Origin of the sequence: Dyella mobilis, from assembly GCF_016904945.1 — a bacterium.
GTDB classification, from domain to species: Bacteria; Pseudomonadota; Gammaproteobacteria; order Xanthomonadales; family Rhodanobacteraceae; genus Dyella_B; species Dyella_B mobilis.
The window spans coordinates 195609-213212 of sequence record NZ_JADIKF010000040.1; the positions used below are offsets into that span (position 1 = coordinate 195609).

Consider the following 17604-nt stretch of genomic DNA (forward strand, 5'->3'; position numbering starts at 1 on the left):
CGGCTCAACACGTCCAGGGCATGTAGCAAGGGTCCGCACGGGTCTGCTCTTACTGGCCTTTTTAGTCTTCTGTTTTCCCACGTCCCGCGTGTTTGCGGAAACGTGGTGCAACACGTCCCCTGCTTATCAAACGACCAACTGCGCCATCGGCGGCATCGTGAGCGAAAGCTGGGCTTTCCAAAACGCCCCCGCTTCGGGGCTTACATCCATCACCTTTCCGTTTACGGTCTTCAGCATACCCAGCGCAAGCGGATATTTCTTTGCGCAGCAATTTTCCTTTGTCGACACCAACAATGAGTCGGGGCAAGGTGCCTACATAGGCATGCAGCCGGCGGGCAATGGTCAAAACAACGCGCACTTCAGCTTTTTCGGAACCGGGTCCAGCGCAGTCAACAGTAAAAACTGCACGACCGGCGCCGATTCCGGCAGTGGCACGACGTGCCAGGTGGTGGTGCCTTTCGTTACCGGGCATCAATACAACCTCACCGTTTATCGCGACAAGCACAATCCCGACGTGTGGCACGGCGAAATCGTCGACTACACCGCCTGCCAGGTCGCTGGCAGCCTCAACGATTCGCGCGCTTCCTCGGTATGCACGCCGACCGAAATCGGCGCGTGGGACATTGGCTACGAAACGGCCTTGAGCAGCAGCCAGGGTGGCTTCGTCGAATACTTCCCGTCGGAAGTCGCGCAGGGATGCAGCGGCCTTCCCTATGCCGACGTCGAGTTCATGACGCCCACTACCCCGTCGGGACTCGACTCAACGGTGAACAACGAGTATTCCTATGGCGGTTGCAACAACCAGGTGAATTACTCGGGTTCGCAAAGCACCCACAATTTGTGGGTGCGTGCGGAAACGGGCTGGTAACGGGCAATCGTTGATCGATGCAACGCGCTTGAAAACAAACTATCGCCCCGGCCAAAAAGCCGGGGCGATTTTTTTCACTTGGCCGCAGCGGTCGTGCGATGCGCATCCAGCCACGGCGTCAGCGACACATACCAGATATTGTCGGCACCGTTATCCCAACTTTCCATATCCGCCAAATGCGCTTTGGCCTGTTGCGGCGTAAGCGGATAGGTCACCTGCTCGGTGCGATCGCTGGTGTAGTAGAGGGTGTGACCATCCGGCCCGATGTGCGCACCCCACTGGCTCCACTTGCCGGGCTTGCCGTTGATGGCTTCGCCAAGGTCGATGGGTTTGCTCCATTGGTCGCCGTTGCGGAACGAGATATAAAAATCGCCCATGTCGCTGTCTTTGGCATCGGCGAGGTTGAACACCATGAACGACTGATCCGCCGCGATCGCCGGATCGTGCGTGCTGTCGGACGGATCGCCCACTGCAACGAGCTGCTGCGGCTGGTAAGCGCCATGGCTCCAGGTCGAGCTGTAGATGTGGAAGACCCCGCCCGCGTCCGGGTGAATGAAATACAGACTGCCGTCAGCGGCCACACTGGGGGCATACGTGCGATCGCTGGCATTGACCGCGTCCGGCAGATGCACCGGCTCGCCCCAACCCTTGCCCTTGCGGTCCACGCGCCAGAGGTTGCCGCCGCGCGCCGGATAGAGCTTGCCTTTGATGGTCGCGCCCAACGCCTGATCCCCCGGCTTCAATGGCCGGTTGGAGACGTACACCAGGTAAGAACCGTCGGGGGAAATGGTCGGATCGTGATCCATCCACCGGCCCGAGAAAGGTGCAATCTCAGGTTTGGACCACGTGCCGTTTGCGCGATGCGACACCAGAATCATGGTGCCAACGTCGAAAAACACCGTATTGCCGTCGGGCGTAAAGGCCGGACAAGCCTCTCCTGCCGGGCCTGACACCGTGCCCGGCGCGAACACCTGCGGCAGATTGGCCGCATCGGCGGCAAACGAACAACTCGTAGCGGCGCACAGGCCGGCCAGTAGCGCTGACAAAATCGGTCTGCGAAGCATTTCGATCCCCTGCGGTGGTTGGGCGCAGCCTGTATAGCCAGGGGAACGGGGTTATTACATGTCCTTAAAGTCATTCGTCGGGGCAAATGGGGGAAAGCACCCCAGCGGAACCTCAGGGGTCCGAGGAGTCCGCCGATGCATCCGCCGATGCATCCTGGTATTCGGCGACGACCTCATCAAGCGAGGGATTTCCCTTGGCCCGTCCATGGATAAAGACGATCGGCAATGCCCCTTCCATGACGGAAGGGATTCTTTGTGCAACGGCCATATCGATGTGCGCAGGGTTAAAGCGCACCTCGTGCGTACGGGAAACCGGAATGCCGCGGTCCCGCAGCGCCTCGGCAAGATGATCGGCACGCTGCGCATCGGCGTGCGGGCAATTCTCCGCGGCAACGACCATGACCCGGGAGGTGTCGAAGCCGATCACTTCGGGCAGTTGCACAAAGCCGTGTTCGTCCGCGGCACTGCCGTCATCGACATTGCCGACAGACGTTACGCTATTGGGATGATCGGCGTATTTGTAGTGATACACGCCGCCAGCAATGCATAGCAGCAACAGCAACCAGGCCGCCCTCACCGGAACGCCCTCCGGTCCGCGATGCTCATCTGATCGAATGGCAAAGTCACCATTTCCCCCCGGAAATCTTCTGGCCGCACGGATTTGCACCGTCTCGCCGCGTTGCTTTCACCCTCTTGCAGGTGACCCGAAACACCCAGGCACCTGCAAGAACTACAACGGCATTAGAAATCGCCCCCTCGACAAGCGCAAGCCCGCGGGGCGACACGGCAGCGTGGCCGACCAACCTGCCTAAGCAGCATTCGCGGCATGCCGCCCGATCACCGCGAGGAACGCCGTACTCACGACGCAGCGGCCTGCCGGGCGTCGGCACCGGCATGAGCCTCCGGCCGCAACTGGGCGGGGTCGTAGTAGAACCGTTCGTGCAGGATCTTGTCGTCGACCCATTCCTGCACCGCGACCTCGTCCAGCGTCAGGTGGGCGGCAGCGCTGGAGAACTCGAAGCGCCAATTGATGATGACGTTGTCGCCGTCGACCATCACCTGCATCGCACGGCCGCTGACGCTGGCGAAGGTGTCCAGCACCCGCCGCTCGTTTTCGATCAGCGCATCGAGGCCGATACGCGACGTCTGCCGGTTCTCCCACACGACGGCGGCAGGGTGGTAGAAGCGCTGCAACGCTTCGACAAATTCGCCGCTTTCCACCAATGAAACGAAACTGCTCACAACGCTAAGCTCGGGCATGGTTGCTCCAGGGAGTTGGCATGTCTGGGGCACGAAGCTCGCCAACGCGATGCCGCGCTGCATGGGTCCGTGCATGGGATCGGCGGGGGAAGCCGACCGGATCAGCCTAGATCGGCCACCTAGCCTGGTCACTTGGCCGAAGCGACAGATCGACGGGCAATCTCGCCGAACGCTTGCCATCGCCTTGTGCAATCTCGCCAACCTCATTGCCTGCATCGCCAAGACCTTCCACGCAATCATCCCTTCGGTGCGTGCATAACCTTGAATCATCGTGGTTTCTTTACCCTTCTCGATGGGCCGCCAGACAACCGCACGCAAGCGGGAGTGCTTGACACCCATGGCGAAATCGCCACGCTTAAGCCCCGGAATCGATCGAAAGGAGCAGTCGTGCGGATCGCCATTCTTGCCTACGACGGATGCATGGGCGCCGAGGTCCTCGGGCTGTCGGACGTGCTGCTGGTGGCCAATCGCATCAGCCTGCTGCGTTCACCGGATGCACCGGCGCCGTTCTCCATATCGATCATCGGCACAAAGGCCGGCCAGGTTCGTCTTGCCGGCGGCGCGCAGCTGTCCGTGCTCGCCCCGATGCCGTTCGATTTGCTGGTGGTGCCAGCGTTCGACTTCGACAACATCGAGGGAATCACCACCGCACTGGCTGGCCTGGACGAAGAAAAAGCCTTTATCCGGCGCGCGGTGGAGCAACGCAAGATCGCCTCCATTTGCGGTGGCAGTCTGTTGCTGGCTGACGCAGGCATCCTGGACGGACGGCAAGCCACCACTGCCTGGGCGCTCGCCGGAGAGATGGCGCGGCGCTATCCCAACGTGGAGGTGATACCCGATGCCGTGCTGGTTCGCGCCGGCGAGATCATTACCTCCGGTGCGTTCACCGCCTATGGCGATCTCGCGCTGCAGCTGATCCGCGACAGCGTCGGCAGCAGCCTTGCGCGCGCGGTGGGCCGCTTCAGCCTGATCGATCACAGCCCGCGCAGCCAGGCCACCTATCTCGATCATCGCCTCAGCCACAAGCGACGCGAATCGCTGGAGCGCGCGATAAGCACGTGGTTCGAAAAGCGCCTTGCCGATCGTTACCGGCTGGATACGCTTGCCGATGCCTTCAACCTTTCCAGCCGCACGCTGCTGCGCAAATTCCGCGCGGAAACGGGACGTTCGCCGCTGGAGCTTTTGCACGATCTTCGCGTCGAGCGCGCCAAGCTGCTGCTGGAAACGACCACGCTCAGCGTTGCGCAAGTCGCCGCTGAAGTGGGTTATCTGGACGTGGCGACATTCTCGCGGTTGTTTGCCCGCCGCACGCGCTTGACGCCGGCGACGTTCCGCAAGCGCTTTCACGTCGCCGACGTCACGGTGTTCTGACACATCGCGCAGCCATGGCGAACTCGCCTATCAATCTGGCCGGCCAGCCCGCTTACCGCGCCAGAAGCGACTGCTAACTTCGATCTCGTTGATCGTGCATGGATGCCCATCGCCGGGCGCCATGCTGCGAGCTCCCCTGCCCTCATCAACGAGAAGCACCCACCTCATGACATCGCACCCGCCACAACCCGCGCCCGCGTGGATCGCACCGAGCCGGCGCCTGTTACGCGCAGGCATGCGCATCCTTGGCGCGCTCAATCCAACCTACGCGGCAAACCTCATGAACCGCTTGTGGTTCTCCGCGCCCAGAACAAAACCCCGCGCCGCGGACCAGGCCGTGCTCGATGGCGGCGAGCGTTTGCATTTCAACGTGCATGGACGAAAGGTGGTGGCGTGGGCCTGGGGTAACGATGGCCCCACCGTGATTCTCCTGCACGGCTGGGGCGGACACGCGGGCCAGATGCAGGCGTTTGTCGCGCCATTGCTCGACGCGGGCTTTCGCGTCATTGCCTTCGACGCGCCAGCCCATGGCGCTTCCGCCGCAAGCCGGCTCGGCAAACGGCGCGTCACCTTCTTCGAGTTTGCCGACGCGCTGCAAATCGTGGTGTCAGGCGAATCTTCCGTGGCGGGCATCATTGCCCACTCGGGGGGATGCACGGCGCTGGCATTGGCCATGCGTGCGGGATGGACGCCGCCGGCCAATATCGTATTCGTCGCGCCCTTCGTCCATCCCGCGGCATCCATCGAGGGCTTCGCGCAAGCCATTGGCGCCAATAAAAGAGTCGTTGCCGAATTCAGCAAAGGCGTCGAGCGCTGGCTTGGGCACCCCTGGTCCTACCTGGATATCACCACACTGGAACCTGCGCACAAGCAACAGCGGTTGCTGGTTATCCACGACGTGGAAGACAAGGAGGTTCCGCTTGCGCACGCACGCACCTTGACCGCGTCCTGGCCAGCCGCACAACTGATGGTGACGCGAGGACTGGGGCACCGGCGCGTATTGCGCGACTCGGCCGTCGTACAGGAAGTATTGCGCTTTTTCGCGGACGGTCCGCTGACCGTATTCGCCGCAACGCCGGAATATCTTCCGCGCGATTCGCGCTCCGGGCTCGATCAAGCCTATGAGGCGTTCGTCTCTCATGGCTTTGCCGTAAGTGCAAGGCGATAGATGAAACGTACAAATTGCAGGCTATATAAATAGAACTGGACAGCGCATCGCAGGAAGATCCTGGAAATCCGGATTGCAGCATGGAAGTACCCGTGCTCCACCGACGGCTTTCCTATTTCGCCTGGCACGCAGGGCGATCAACCTGGTCGCATGTAATCGATCATTGACACAAAGTATCCGCTCGATTACAGTCCCGTCGGGGGAAAGGCCAAGGATTGCTCCCTCGATGTGCGCAGAGTCCAAGCGACGTGTATCAGGTAATCACCTCCAGTCAGTTTGACGAATGGCTGACATCGCTGGACAAGCACGCTCGCGGTCGAATCATTGCGCGGCTGGATAAGGCAGAGCGAGGGTTACTTGGAGACACGAAGCCTGTCGGCAACGGTATTTCGGAGATGAGGGAACATTTTGGCCCCGGCTACCGTCTTTACTACAAGATCCACGGCAAGATCATTTTAGTAGTGCTTGCAGGCGGTGATAAATCCACGCAACCGAAGGACATTGCCCAGGCTGTAAAGATCGCCAAGGAATACCGCAAGTAAGTACGTGACAGGGTAAGTGCGGCCCGGCCCGCCCTGCCCGCTGCACGGGAAAATAATGCAACTGATAACCAGTGTTCGTGCACGTGTCCGACCGAAGGGTTTAGACAGATGGCAACCAAATTCACAAAATTCGACTCGACCCGATATCTGGACAACGAAGAGACCATTGCGACTTATTTGGAAGCCATCCTTGAAGAAAAAGATGCCGGCCTTTTGGCCGAAGCCCTCGGCAAGATTGCAAAGGCCCGTGGCATGAGTGAAATTGCCCAATCAAGCGGCATGACCCGCGAAGCCCTGTACAAAGCACTTCGAGTAGACGCACAACCGCGCTTTGAAACCATCTCGCAGGTTCTCAATGCAATCGGATTGAGACTGACGATAGAGCCCTTGAAGAAAAAGACCCGCGCTCCGGCTGCAAGCAAGTCGGGCAAAGCCAAATCGACGAGAGCATCGCTACACACTTCGAAATAATACCTTTTTGACGTTCTCCATCTCCAATATCGGTGAACGTCCACGAGTGAAGGCACACCTACCAGCACTCGTACTCGGGGCCCAAATCAACCTAGGCCACATCCACGCGACTTCGGGCTATAGACCGCAACTGCTTTCCAATCCTCTGCGGGAAGCTTCAAGAGAAAAAAACAGCCCGCGCAATCACTTTGGCCGGCGGCGCTGGTGGAACAGGGTTTTTCCATCTTGAAGAAGCCGTTCGGCAATCAGGCCGGCATTTGCAGTCGCCGGGCAACACGCCAACGGCCTGGTGCATCGGAAGGTCATAACCCTGGAATCAAGCCACCGCATAGGCGGCTCGATTCTAGTTTTGAAGCGCTTGTCATGCCAACCTGCGTCAATGCCCATTTGGTGCGAGACACGCCTCCACCGCTTCACCGACCGCCACCGCAAAGCGGGCAAAGCATTGCGACAGAGCAATAGACGATAGCTGCAAGGCTTCGTCTTCAGCGCAGCAATGACGCTCGGTGAGATGGGCGAGCATATCCAGTTGGTCGCGAAGTTCACCCAGCTTTTGGTGTGCCGACTCGGGCAGCTGGTAATACGTCTCGCCGGCGCGCGGCAAGGTGGGGTTGGCTTTTCCTGCCATGGCTTTAGTTCCTTTTCGTACGGATTAATGCCCGCACGCTCGCACCAGGTGCGGCACACCACCTCCAGGGGTGTGCCGCGGTAACGATCATGCGGACCCTGGCGCGTTACCCGTGCGCATCACGCCGAAGCATGAGTGCACATTCGTCGAGGAAGTGAATGGCCACCAGCAAGCTGCCGTAAACCATCGAAGGCAACGGCCACAAGCGAGGGGGCGTATCACGGCCACTTTCCAACACTTCACGAAAGGCATCGCTGTCAGCGAGTAGGCACGTGATGACGTGCTTGACGTCCTCGATGCCCGCCAGCGCGGAGTGCAGTTCCAGTAGCGCGTCCTCGTTCATGTCCACGCCATCCGGCGGAGCGCCGGGAAGATGGGTGAACAGGTGGTCGGGGAGACCCGACAGGCGCGAGAGTGACGTATGATCTGGCACAGCCATATCAACTAATACTCCTAGTTGGTTGGTTAGCGGTTCGTGGGAGTTCCAGCTCTCACGTTCCGCGCTCTACACAGCATTGCTGCCATGGCCATCGATGTCGCCGCAGAAGCCAGCATCGATGGCAAGCCCAAAATAACGAGATGCGAAACGCGCGTATGTAGGCGCTCGCCGCTTCGTGACTGCACGAATCATTAAGGCGTTTCATTCATAGGAATGGTCCGTACCAGGGCGCGTAACGGTGATTGACCGTTCAAAGCAACCCGGCTTTGCTGCGCACCGAATGCACGACAGTGACGCCGCTTGAAAGAGTCGACCTGGCCAGCCGAGCTGTAGCACACTGCGTGCGCCGAAACCCAAGCGAGATTCCCATGGATCGCCTCGACGCCATGAAGGTATTTGTTACTGCCCTCGACGAAGGCAGCCTCGCCGGCGCGAGCCGCAAAACCGGGCGTTCGGCCGCGGCGGTCAGCCGCGCCATCGCCTTTCTGGAAGCTCACGTGGGCGTGCCGCTGCTCCACCGGACCACGCGCTCGATCCGGCTCAGCGAGGCCGGCGAACGCTACGCCGCCGCTTGCCGCAAGTTGCTGGCAGACCTGGACGAAGCAGATCGCCATGCAGCCGGGGAACGCTCCGTGCCACGTGGCGTGCTGACCATCACCGCGACGGTTTTCGCCGGAGTGGAACTGCTGCGCCCGATCGTGGATGCCTTCATGGACGAACACCCGACGGTCAGCGTGCGCATGTACCTGCTGGAGCGCCCGGTGAATCTGATCGATGAAGGCATGGACCTGGCCTTGCGCATCAGCCACCTGGCCGATTCGAGCCTGGTGGCGCACCGCATTGGCGAGGTACGCAGGGTCATCGTTGCATCGCCTCGCTATCTGGCTACGCATCCGCGTATTGCCGAGCCCGCCGACCTGGCCAAGCACCCGATTATCGCCATGCAACACTCGGGTATGGATTCCTGGAGTTTTCCGCCGCCGGAAGGATCCGTGGTGCCGCGCTCGGTTTCCTTCACGCCGCGCCTGGTGGTGAACAACGTGCGCGCCGCCATCGCATCGGCCGTGGAAGGGCACGGCGTTACCCGCCTTCTTTCCTATCACGTCGCCCCGGAAATCAAGCAAGACAAGCTGCGCATCGTGCTTGCCAATGCCGAACCGCCGCCCTTCCCGGTGCATCTGGTTTCGCCGCAAGGGCGATTGTCGGTGCCTAAAGTGCGCGCTTTCGTGGACTTCGCACTGCCGCGCCTGCGCAAGCAATTTGCGGCCCTGACCAGAGATGCGGAAACCCAGCCAAGCGCACCGATTCTTCCGCGACGCGGAAGAGTGACTGCCGGATAGCAGGGATTCGCTAATCCGGCTCGTGCTCCTAGATTGAAGGCGTCGGCAACAACGTGCCGATCAACATCCCCCTTCCCTCTACTGGAGCCATCCATCATGAACACTCAACGCAAAGTCGCCCTCATCACCGGTGCATCGCAGGGTATCGGCGCCGGCCTGGTCAAGGCGTTTCGCGATCGCGACTATCGCGTCGTGGCCAATTCGCGTTCGATCAAGCCGTCCAGCGATCCGGACGTCATCGCCATACCCGGCGACATTGCCGACCGCGCAGTGGCCGAGCGCATCGTGCAGGAAGCCCTGTCGCGCTTTGGTCGCATCGACACGCTGGTGAATAACGCGGGCATCTTCGTGGCCAAGCCGTTCACGGCGTACACGGCAGAGGATTACGCCAACATTCTTGCCGTCAACCTCACCGGCTTTTTCCACGTGACGCAGCTCGCCACGGCCGCCATGGAGAAGCAAAGCAGCGGTCACATCGTGACGATCACCACCACGCTTGCCGAGTACGCCGTCGAGGGCGTGCCGTCCGTACTGGCCTCGTTGACCAAGGGCGGCCTCAACGCGGCCACCAAGTCGCTGGCGATCGAATATGCCAAGCGCGGCATCCGCGTCAACGCCGTGGCGCCCGGCACGATCAAGACCCCGATGCACGCACCGGAAACGCATCGCGCGCTCGCTTCGCTGCAACCGGTGGGCCGCATGGGCGAGATCGGCGATGTCGCCGAAGCGGTGCTTTACCTCGAATCCGCCGGCTTCGTTACGGGCGAAATTCTGCACGTGGATGGCGGCCAGAGCGCCGGCCACTGATCGCAGTATTCAACCCACGCACACACGCGCAGGAGACACGTTATGCCCATCGTCCGCATCACCATTACCCGCGAGGGTAGCGGCCCAGGCCGCAACGCCCCCACCGCCGAAGAAAAGGCGGCATTGATCAAGGGAACCAGCCAGTTGTTGCTCGATGTCTTGCACAAGCCGCTGGATTCGACCTTCGTCGTGATCGAGGAAGTCGAGCTGGACAGTTTCGGATGGGGCGGTTTGCCGGTACCCGAGCGGCGAAAGCAGCAGGCAACGCACAGGTAAAGCAACACCCAGTGAGTGCGGGTTCACTTACTTTGAAAAAAGTGAACCCGCCCGCTCTTGCCTAAATGTTACGGAAGCCAAAGGGGAAGTGTCGCGGTGCCCACGCGAACTCCTTGTTGTCTGCCCAGGGCCACGTACCGTCCCATGCCGTAGTCGAGCACTTGATAGTCCGTCGTTGTGGGCAGTTCTTGGAAATTAAAATACGTCGAATCCAACATCTCCACCCTGTTCGCCACCGCGTCATAGCGTCCGATCTGAACCTCGGGCTCGTCAAAATCGCTTGGGTGTGACATCCCATCCGTCAGCATGACCAGCGCGCCGTCACGTACTGACACGGAATCCGCTGAAATATCCATGCCACACGACGTAATCAGTTGCAGGTCAAGCTCACTGGCATTGGGGCCAAGCACCCTTCTCAGCGTATTCATGGCGTTTTTCAGCACTTGTTTGCTGTGATCCAGGCAGACCTCAAGCCCAACGCTCATGCCATCCCAAAAGATCAGATTGTCAAGACGCTGATCGGGATTGAGAGCAAAGCTGTAAACCGTGGTTGGATCCCGGTTGGCATGAAAGCTACGGTGTGGCCCATCGATGTCGGAGATGTAGTGCTTCTCCATGAGGATGTATGGAACGCTGCTGTCCATGCTGCTGCGCTGGCCGCGCAGCATGATGGCAGTGTTAAGAAGATTCATTTGCGGTCTTGATGAATCCGCAAGCACGGAACAGATCGTTCCGGCAACGATGATCCAATCCTTGAACAGTGACGAACCCTGGATAGCTCCATAAAGCGCTTCGGCAAGCTCGTACCGGGACTCTTCAGGATAGGAACCAAAACTCGTGCTCGACATGAACTTTCCGGCAAGCGCCTCGTGGTCCGACGCTCTGCGAAAATAAAATTCGGGCGCCATGAAAACCTTCAATGTATCGGAATCATTCATACCCCCCGTACCACTAAAGGTCTCGGCAGTCCAAAACAACACGTTCAAGAAGCGCTGGGCCCGCGCTTGAAGGTCCTTGTCATCGAGCGAAATCCTCGGAACGCCGGCGCGGGCCGTCACGCTGGTGGTGGGTGTCGGCAGAAAGGTAGGCACCACGTAGCTCAGCGGAAGCATCGAGGTATAACGGGGCTTATCGAGAAAGTATTCAGACTCGCGCATGGTTATGGTCATGGTCGTTTGCACTCCGTCAGATGGTGGATGGAAGCGGATTCCATCAAGGTGGCTTGGGCAGCGGCGAAACCTGCCTTCAGCCTGCGGCGACTTGCTTGATCAGCCAGTAAATCTCTTTGACTGTTTGCAGGGCGATGGTCTGGTCCTCCGCTCTCACGTTCGCCAGCGGCAAGCCCTGCGGTACGGAGACGCCCGGAACGACGACGATGGGGACACCGTTCGTGTCGGTGGAAAGCGGCTTGGGCTCGGGCACGCCCGCAAACGCGGCGCGTATAGCCACGACCACAAAACCCAAAGCAACCAGAGCCAAGACCGCCACCACCAGCACGATCAGCCGGATGGGCGGAAGGGGAATTTTGTTGATCAGATCGGCGATGAAACAGATCGCGATCAGGCAATCGAGGTTCAGCGGGCAATTCAGCGTTCGGGTCAACTCGTCCTGCACCAGCAAGCCAGGTTGTTGCAGGAAAACCACGGAGTAGTGCGTTCCCTTTACCACGACAGGAGCTTCGACGCGGCGCTTGCTCAACGTGTTATCGGTGGCCTTGTAGTCAATCCGGCTCACTCCGGGGCCCAGCGCGACCGGCGTCGAAAGCGTCAGCCATTCGATAGTCCGCAATGGCACGCTCACATCCTTGCTGTCGGCCATGACCACAAAAAAATCGCCCTCTGCCGACGGCGCGCGATCCGGCCATGGCAACTGCTCATAGGCATTGGTAAATGCCACCACCACGAGTTGTTCCGGCAGCGGCCGCGGGGGTAAGGGCTTGGCTGCCACGGCACTACTCCACCGTACGCACGAGTGCCGTGGTGGCTTCGTACATCGCCAAGCCTTCAACGATCGCGGCAGCGCTCAACGCCAACGATCCGAATATGAGCGGCGTGGCCTCGTTGCCAAGAATCTGCATCATGAAGGTGTAGCCGGCCTCAGCGCTGGGGATCGCCACCGCGTTCAAAGCCGCCGCAGCCGCCTGAGGTATCTCGACAATGCTTCCGGTCGCGGCCACGTTTCAGTCCTCCGGCAGTTTGGAAGCCACGGGAAGTTTTGGAATGTTGTAAAGATCGCGAATGCGGTCGAGCACGCTGTTGTTTTCTTCCGTGATGATCCTCATTTGCTCGTCGGCATCGCCTTCGACGCCGAGCATCGCAATATTCGTGGCAACCGTCGTCATCGAGACGGCGATGCTCTGCACGATCGCGTTCCATTCCGCAAGTGATGGCTTCTCGTTCACGCTTCACCCCTCTCATCTACCTTCTGATAGGCCCTCCTGTATTGATCGCACGCGACGAAGGTATTGGGACCGAAAATCACGTCGTCGCGGTCGCTTATCGAATTCACCAGCACCACCTCGGGATCCCCTTCGTCGTCCTTTCTCACGACGCAATAGATCTCCGTGCGCGAAATCAGGGAGACGGAGTAGTTGTTCACATAGTTGTTGCACGCCTTGAACGTGTCGGGACCGAAAACCTGGTCGGCGCTTTCTTTGGCTGATTGCGCGGGCAATACCGAGACAATATTGCCGATGCCCGTTTTAACGACGCAAAATTTGTCCTCCTGCAAACTGGAGGCGAACCCCGACTTCAGTTGCTGATTAATCTGTTCGATGATCAAACTGTTGAAGTCATCCACGTCAAACTCCTGCGTCCGTATCGAAACTTACGAAGACGAGAAGGCCGCTATCGCCGCCTTCAGGTCGGCCAACTCCTGCGCGATGCTGTTTGACGTCAACACCGTCACATCGGACCGCGCAGTCTTGGGGCCCGTCGCTTGGACGGCCGTCACGGCCTTGGCCAAGATCATCTGGTTAAGGCGGTTCAAAGCGTCCTGGTTGCTTACCTGTGACTTCCCCGCCACGTTGGTACTACTCACCTGGTTGCTGTAAGCGAGGTCGCTGAGCATGGCCGGCTGTTCGCACACCGGCGTCCATGCCAGCTGAAACGCCGGTGGTTTGGGTGGCACCGGCGGCGCACTGCCGCCGGAATCAAACTCGATGATTTCGATGGTTTCCATATTCCCCGCCTTTGGAATGGAAGGGATGGCGTCCAGTCCATCCCTTCCTCAACGTTGCACGTCGATTACCTGGTTTCCCGCACCCGAATCCGAATACCCACATTCGGATCAGACCTGACTTCTACTTGCTCCCTGGTAAATCCCCCAGGGATCACAAATTCAAAGTCTTCGCGCCTAGTCGGAACAATGACCAGCCTGCCTTGGCCATCGAGGCTCAGCGTAAAGGGACCCACCTTCAGGACCCCACCCGAAGCGTTCGATGGATCGAACGCCTGCACCGCGGACTTCAGGTCAGCGATGGTCTGAGCCAGCTCGTTATTGGTGAGCACATCCACCGCAGAACGGCTGGCCAACGGACCGAGATTGCTGATCGTGTTGGTCGCATTCGCCACAAGCGACAGACCCATTTCGTTGCCGGCTTGCTGGTTTGCCACGGCGTTCTGCTGGCCGAGGTTGTTGCTGGCTACCGCGTTGTTGTAGGCCAGGTTGGACAGCAAGGCGGGTTGTTCCGAAATCGCCTTGAGGTTACCCGTGGCCACCGCGGTGACTACCTGTTCGTCAAGCATGCTATGCCCTCCGTTTTGACGGCCCTGCTAGCGCCATTACTTCTTGAACGCCTGCAGCGTGGCCTTCAGGTCGGCAATGGTCTGCGCAAGTTCGTTATTGGTGAGGATGTCCACCGCCGAGCGGGCTTCCAACGGCCCCAGGTTGCTGATGGTGTTGGAGGCCTTGGCGACAATGGACAAGCCGAGCTCGTTCATCGCCTGCTGGTTGGCCACCGCGTTCTGCTGCGACAGATTGGTGCTGGCTACCGTGTTGGAATAAGCCAGGTTGGACAGCATGGCCGGTTGCTCGGAAATGGCCTTGAGGTTGCCGATGGCAACGGCGCTTACGACTTCTTCGGGAAGAGCAGCCATAGTGATTCTCCTTACGCGGATGTTGGTTGATTGAGGTGGCCTCGCTGGTGAAAAGAAGGCCGAGTTTATCCACCGCTCTCGCTGCCGCTGAGAGCGAATGAATTCGCTTGAATGACGATCGATCTACGGCCGTCGATCAGGGCGGTTGTTGAGACGATCCGTCATCGCCCTTTTTATCGATGATGCGCCCCATTTCCTCGATGATCTTTTCGATGTCTTTTTCCATCTTTTCGATGCTCGACTGATTCTTGCATCCGGCGCTTTCGATCATGGCCACACACTTGGCGGCCGCTGCCATTTGAACCTGATTCATCGCCTGCTGCTGACTGATGCTGATCTGCTGCTGCATGTTCTGGTTGAAAATCTGCTGGGCGAGCGCGAGGTTCGCCAGGATCGCGGGCTGCTCGCCGATCGATTTGGCGTTGGCTATGGCGATCGACTGGACAATGTCTTCAGGAAGTTGTGCGGGCATGTGTGCACCTCGATGAATGAGCTGGCGTCACGGCATTCCGCGCCAACCTCGATGGCTCATCTTAGGTTCCGGTGGGGTACGGACAAGTATCGTTACGGTATCTGTTCGGCGTTGTTACCGTAACAACGCGTGATTGAAATACGCCGGTAGCGAGCCTCGCCGCATCGTTCCCGACTTGTCCCGAAAGCCTTCCCTGCATCGCCGAATCCCGGTTTTTTGGCTACTTGCGAGCCATTGGTTCGTCTGGCGCGAACGAGACGAATCGCGCACAAGTGCCCGCACGACGGGCCGCGCGAGGCCTGTCTGCAACCTGGTTCTACACACTTTGCAGTCAATGGCTCACCCAAGATTGCGGCGGTATTCAGTACAGGGCCAGGGGGGCTTTGTGGATATGGAAACAGGGGGAACGCAAGATATCGCCGAAGACGAGATCAGGGCCACGTGTGAATCCATCCTCGCAAGCGAAGCTTTTAACAGGGCCCATCGCATGCGGCGCTTGCTCCGTTTTTTGACGGACCAGGCCATGTCGGGAGGGCGAGGCAGCGTCAGCGAATACACGATAGGTATCGAAGTATTCGACAGAAAGCCCGAAGACCTGATTTCCGAAGATCCTGCGATAAGGGTTCAGGTGGGCCGGCTTCGTCACAGGCTTGCTTCGTATTACGTGCAGCACACCGAAGAGGGCGGCGTGGAAATCACCATTCCCAATGGTCGGTACATGCCGACCTTTCGTCGCATCGTTTCGCAGGAACGACACGTCGAGCAAAACGGAAACCTGCTGGTGCAGCCGATCAAGTGCCTCGTCGACCGCTCGGAAGGCCAGACATTTGCCAACGGGCTTTACGAGGAATTGCTCAACCAGCTGTTTTCTGCGTTCGGCAACGTCTTCATGCGGGCGGAGCCTCTCGTCGCGGCAAACCCGAGAGCCTCGCCCCGCAAGTTGATCGAAGGAAGCCTGAGAGTCGACGGCGAGCGCATTCGGACGTCCATGCGCATGGTGGATTATTCGTTGAACCGGATAACCTGGGCGCGCCATTTCGACCGTTCATTGCAATTCGGCATAAGGGATCAGGAAGAGCTGGCGGCATCGATCTGCTACGCCTTGCGCGAGGTGGTCGATGACACGTGCTCGATTTGAAGTACGGCGCCGATGCAAATCAGGCTGCTGGCTGCTCGGTGACGTCTACGAGGCCGGCCGTTACGTAACCATCCATTGCAAGTATTCAAACGGAAAAGTGTAGCGATCTGCAGAACGGCAACGCAGCCAGCTTCCCTCCCCGACTCGGATGGAAGCCTGGCTGCGCCTCTCGAACAGCCAACACCTGCGCTTACGACGAAGCCAAAGCAGGTGCGCGGACACGCCCCAGCCAGGCCAACGCCAACCCCGCCGCGGCCAACACTCCGCCCGCCATGGGCACCGCTGCGTAGCCAAGGCCAAGGCTGATGACGCTACCGCCGAGCGCGGCGCCTAGGGCATTGCCGAGGTTGAACGCACCCACATTGATGGACGATGCGAGCCCCGGTGCATCCGCGGCAGCCGCCATCACCCGCATTTGCAGCGGCGGCACTACGGCGAAAGTGGCCGCACCCCAGAGCAGCAAACCGATCGCTGCCGTCACGTGCGTGGTGAGGGCAAGCGGCAATACCACCATGATGATCGCGAGTGCGGCGAGCAGCACTTTGGTTGCACCATCCAGGGACCAATCCGCCAAGCGCCCGCCAAGCCCGTTGCCAAGGGTAAAGCCGATGCCGATCAATGCCAGCGACATGGCGACGAAGGTACCCGATGCACCGGTCACGTTGGCCAGCACCGGCGCGACATACGTATAAAGCGTAAACATGGCACCCGCGCCGAGCACGGTCGTACCCATGGCGATCAGCACCGACGGATGCATGATGGCCTTCAACTCCTTGCGCACGTCCGGCACGGTGCCGCGCTCGCACGCCGGCAACGCCGATCGAAGCGCAACGATGGCGATAATCCCCAATCCGGCGGTGCCGGCAAACGCCAGGCGCCATCCCAATTGCTGACCGATCCAGGTGGCCACCGGCACGCCGCCGATATTGGCGATGGTCAAGCCCATGAACATGGCCGCCACCGCACTGGCCTGCTTCTCCTTGGGTACCAGACTCGCCGCGACCACCGAACCGATGCCGAAGAATGCCCCGTGATTGAGACTGGTGACGAGCCGGGACAAAAGCAGCATGCCGTAGTTCGGCGCGATGGAGGAAAGCAGGTTGCCCACGGTGAAGATCGCCATCAGCGACGCCAGCGCCGTGCGCTTGTGGTAGCGGCTGAGCAGCAACGTCATCACCGGAGCACCCAGCATGACCCCCACCGCATAGGCGGTGATCAACATGCCCGCCGTGGGGATGCCGACCCCGACGCCCTTGGCGATAACTGGCAACAGCCCCATGGGCGTGAATTCGGTAGTACCGATACAAAAGGCACCGATGGCGAGTGCCAACAATGCTGCCCTGGATTTCATTGCAGGCACTCCTCTCATAGCCGTTGGAGCGCAGTTTGGCGGCTTTGGCTTTGCCGATTAAGCCGTCCATGGGCCAAATACCTTTGATTTTTTGTCAAATATGGAAGCTGCGTCGGATACCCGCCGGTTTGCTAGGGCCTGTTAGCACTATTTTCGTAGCCCGCGTTGTCGTTGAGTGGCCGTCAGGTGGTAGTGCGCGGCACTGACTTGGCTGGCTGCCAAGCTGGTGCCGCATGGCGGCCACTCAACGGCAACCCTTCGGGCCGGGTCTCGAAAATAGTGCTAACAGGCCCTAGACTTCCCGTTGCCGCA

The 17604-nt window shown here is 59.7% G+C and carries 24 protein-coding genes; 9 read left to right on the top strand and 15 right to left on the bottom strand.

Annotation, left to right across the window (positions count from 1 at the left end):
- Positions 1-157: 157 nt before the first annotated feature.
- Positions 158-868: a hypothetical protein gene (locus ISS99_RS16930; RefSeq protein ID WP_204632811.1), complete on the top strand. Its 711-nt coding sequence runs from the start codon at positions 158-160 to the stop codon at positions 866-868.
- A 74-nt stretch (positions 869-942) separates the two neighbouring features.
- On the opposite strand, the gene ISS99_RS16935 is transcribed toward ISS99_RS16930, so the two are convergent.
- The 3 genes from ISS99_RS16935 to ISS99_RS16945 all read right to left on the bottom strand — a co-directional run bounded on the left by ISS99_RS16935 (position 943) and on the right by ISS99_RS16945 (position 3531).
- Positions 943-1932 carry a TolB family protein gene (locus ISS99_RS16935; protein WP_204632812.1) on the bottom strand — a complete coding sequence of 330 codons (990 nt, stop codon included), beginning with the start codon at positions 1930-1932 and terminating at the stop codon, positions 943-945.
- A 112-nt stretch (positions 1933-2044) separates the two neighbouring features.
- Positions 2045-2509 (bottom strand): hypothetical protein, encoded by a 465-nt coding sequence (locus ISS99_RS16940; RefSeq protein ID WP_204632813.1) that lies wholly within the window; start codon positions 2507-2509, stop codon positions 2045-2047.
- Between the two features lie 281 nt (positions 2510-2790).
- Entirely contained in the window at positions 2791-3531 is a 741-nt protein-coding gene (locus ISS99_RS16945) for a nuclear transport factor 2 family protein (protein WP_204632814.1), read from the bottom strand.
- Between the two features lie 48 nt (positions 3532-3579).
- Here ISS99_RS16945 and ISS99_RS16950 point away from each other — a divergent pair, with 48 nt between their 5' ends.
- The 4 genes from ISS99_RS16950 to ISS99_RS16965 all read left to right on the top strand — a co-directional run bounded on the left by ISS99_RS16950 (position 3580) and on the right by ISS99_RS16965 (position 6744).
- Positions 3580-4563 (top strand): GlxA family transcriptional regulator, encoded by a 984-nt coding sequence (locus ISS99_RS16950; protein ID WP_204632815.1) that lies wholly within the window; start codon positions 3580-3582, stop codon positions 4561-4563.
- Between the two features lie 166 nt (positions 4564-4729).
- Positions 4730-5731 (top strand): alpha/beta fold hydrolase, encoded by a 1002-nt coding sequence (locus ISS99_RS16955; protein ID WP_204632816.1) that lies wholly within the window; start codon positions 4730-4732, stop codon positions 5729-5731.
- A gap of 248 nt (positions 5732-5979) precedes the next feature.
- Complete coding sequence (locus tag ISS99_RS16960; protein ID WP_204632817.1) at positions 5980-6273, top strand: type II toxin-antitoxin system RelE/ParE family toxin; 294 nt, start codon at positions 5980-5982, stop codon at positions 6271-6273.
- Positions 6274-6381: 108 nt separating this feature from the next.
- A complete protein-coding gene (locus tag ISS99_RS16965; protein WP_204632818.1) occupies positions 6382-6744 on the top strand; it encodes an addiction module antidote protein in 363 nt (120 codons plus the stop codon).
- Between the two features lie 376 nt (positions 6745-7120).
- On the opposite strand, the gene ISS99_RS16970 is transcribed toward ISS99_RS16965, so the two are convergent.
- Positions 7121-7372 carry an XAC0095 family protein gene (locus tag ISS99_RS16970; RefSeq protein ID WP_204632819.1) on the bottom strand — a complete coding sequence of 84 codons (252 nt, stop codon included), beginning with the start codon at positions 7370-7372 and terminating at the stop codon, positions 7121-7123.
- A 106-nt stretch (positions 7373-7478) separates the two neighbouring features.
- Positions 7479-7811, bottom strand: coding sequence for a hypothetical protein (locus ISS99_RS16975; RefSeq protein WP_204632820.1), 333 nt, complete (start codon positions 7809-7811; stop codon positions 7479-7481).
- Positions 7812-8179: 368 nt separating this feature from the next.
- On the opposite strand from ISS99_RS16975, the gene ISS99_RS16980 reads away from it, so the two are divergent.
- The 3 genes from ISS99_RS16980 to ISS99_RS16990 all read left to right on the top strand — a co-directional run bounded on the left by ISS99_RS16980 (position 8180) and on the right by ISS99_RS16990 (position 10234).
- Entirely contained in the window at positions 8180-9151 is a 972-nt protein-coding gene (locus tag ISS99_RS16980) for a LysR family transcriptional regulator (protein ID WP_204632821.1), read from the top strand.
- A 96-nt stretch (positions 9152-9247) separates the two neighbouring features.
- Positions 9248-9958, top strand: coding sequence for an SDR family NAD(P)-dependent oxidoreductase (locus ISS99_RS16985; RefSeq protein WP_204632822.1), 711 nt, complete (start codon positions 9248-9250; stop codon positions 9956-9958).
- Between the two features lie 42 nt (positions 9959-10000).
- The gene (locus ISS99_RS16990; protein WP_204632823.1) at positions 10001-10234 is read left to right on the top strand and encodes a tautomerase family protein; all 234 of its coding nucleotides are present in this window, start codon (positions 10001-10003) and stop codon (positions 10232-10234) included.
- A 68-nt stretch (positions 10235-10302) separates the two neighbouring features.
- Here ISS99_RS16990 and ISS99_RS16995 read toward each other — a convergent pair whose 3' ends face one another.
- The 9 genes from ISS99_RS16995 to ISS99_RS17035 all read right to left on the bottom strand — a co-directional run bounded on the left by ISS99_RS16995 (position 10303) and on the right by ISS99_RS17035 (position 14803).
- Positions 10303-11403, bottom strand: a complete 1101-nt coding sequence (locus ISS99_RS16995; protein WP_204632824.1) for a hypothetical protein — start codon at positions 11401-11403, stop codon at positions 10303-10305.
- 76 nt (positions 11404-11479) lie between these two features.
- A complete protein-coding gene (locus ISS99_RS17000; protein ID WP_284343791.1) occupies positions 11480-12181 on the bottom strand; it encodes a hypothetical protein in 702 nt (233 codons plus the stop codon).
- Positions 12182-12185: 4 nt separating this feature from the next.
- A complete protein-coding gene (locus ISS99_RS17005; protein WP_204632825.1) occupies positions 12186-12410 on the bottom strand; it encodes a hypothetical protein in 225 nt (74 codons plus the stop codon).
- A 3-nt stretch (positions 12411-12413) separates the two neighbouring features.
- The gene (locus ISS99_RS17010; RefSeq protein WP_204634034.1) at positions 12414-12635 is read right to left on the bottom strand and encodes a Ras family protein; all 222 of its coding nucleotides are present in this window, start codon (positions 12633-12635) and stop codon (positions 12414-12416) included.
- Positions 12632-13033 carry a hypothetical protein gene (locus ISS99_RS17015; protein ID WP_204632826.1) on the bottom strand — a complete coding sequence of 134 codons (402 nt, stop codon included), beginning with the start codon at positions 13031-13033 and terminating at the stop codon, positions 12632-12634. Before ISS99_RS17015 ends, ISS99_RS17010 begins: the two co-directional genes overlap by 4 nt.
- 27 nt (positions 13034-13060) lie before the next feature.
- Complete coding sequence (locus ISS99_RS17020) at positions 13061-13414, bottom strand: hypothetical protein (RefSeq protein WP_204632827.1); 354 nt, start codon at positions 13412-13414, stop codon at positions 13061-13063.
- A gap of 65 nt (positions 13415-13479) precedes the next feature.
- Positions 13480-13980, bottom strand: coding sequence for a hypothetical protein (locus tag ISS99_RS17025; RefSeq protein ID WP_204632828.1), 501 nt, complete (start codon positions 13978-13980; stop codon positions 13480-13482).
- A 36-nt stretch (positions 13981-14016) separates the two neighbouring features.
- A complete protein-coding gene (locus ISS99_RS17030; protein ID WP_239538148.1) occupies positions 14017-14331 on the bottom strand; it encodes a RebB family R body protein in 315 nt (104 codons plus the stop codon).
- 136 nt (positions 14332-14467) lie between these two features.
- Positions 14468-14803, bottom strand: a complete 336-nt coding sequence (locus tag ISS99_RS17035; protein ID WP_204632829.1) for an FAD-binding monooxygenase — start codon at positions 14801-14803, stop codon at positions 14468-14470.
- Between the two features lie 133 nt (positions 14804-14936).
- Between ISS99_RS17035 and ISS99_RS17040 the strand changes: the two genes are divergently transcribed.
- Complete coding sequence (locus ISS99_RS17040; protein ID WP_239538150.1) at positions 14937-15941, top strand: hypothetical protein; 1005 nt, start codon at positions 14937-14939, stop codon at positions 15939-15941.
- 190 nt (positions 15942-16131) lie between these two features.
- On the opposite strand, the gene ISS99_RS17045 is transcribed toward ISS99_RS17040, so the two are convergent.
- On the bottom strand, positions 16132-17292 hold the full coding sequence (locus ISS99_RS17045) for an MFS transporter (protein ID WP_204632830.1): 1161 nt from the start codon (positions 17290-17292) through the stop codon (positions 16132-16134).
- Positions 17293-17604 lie beyond the last annotated feature (312 nt).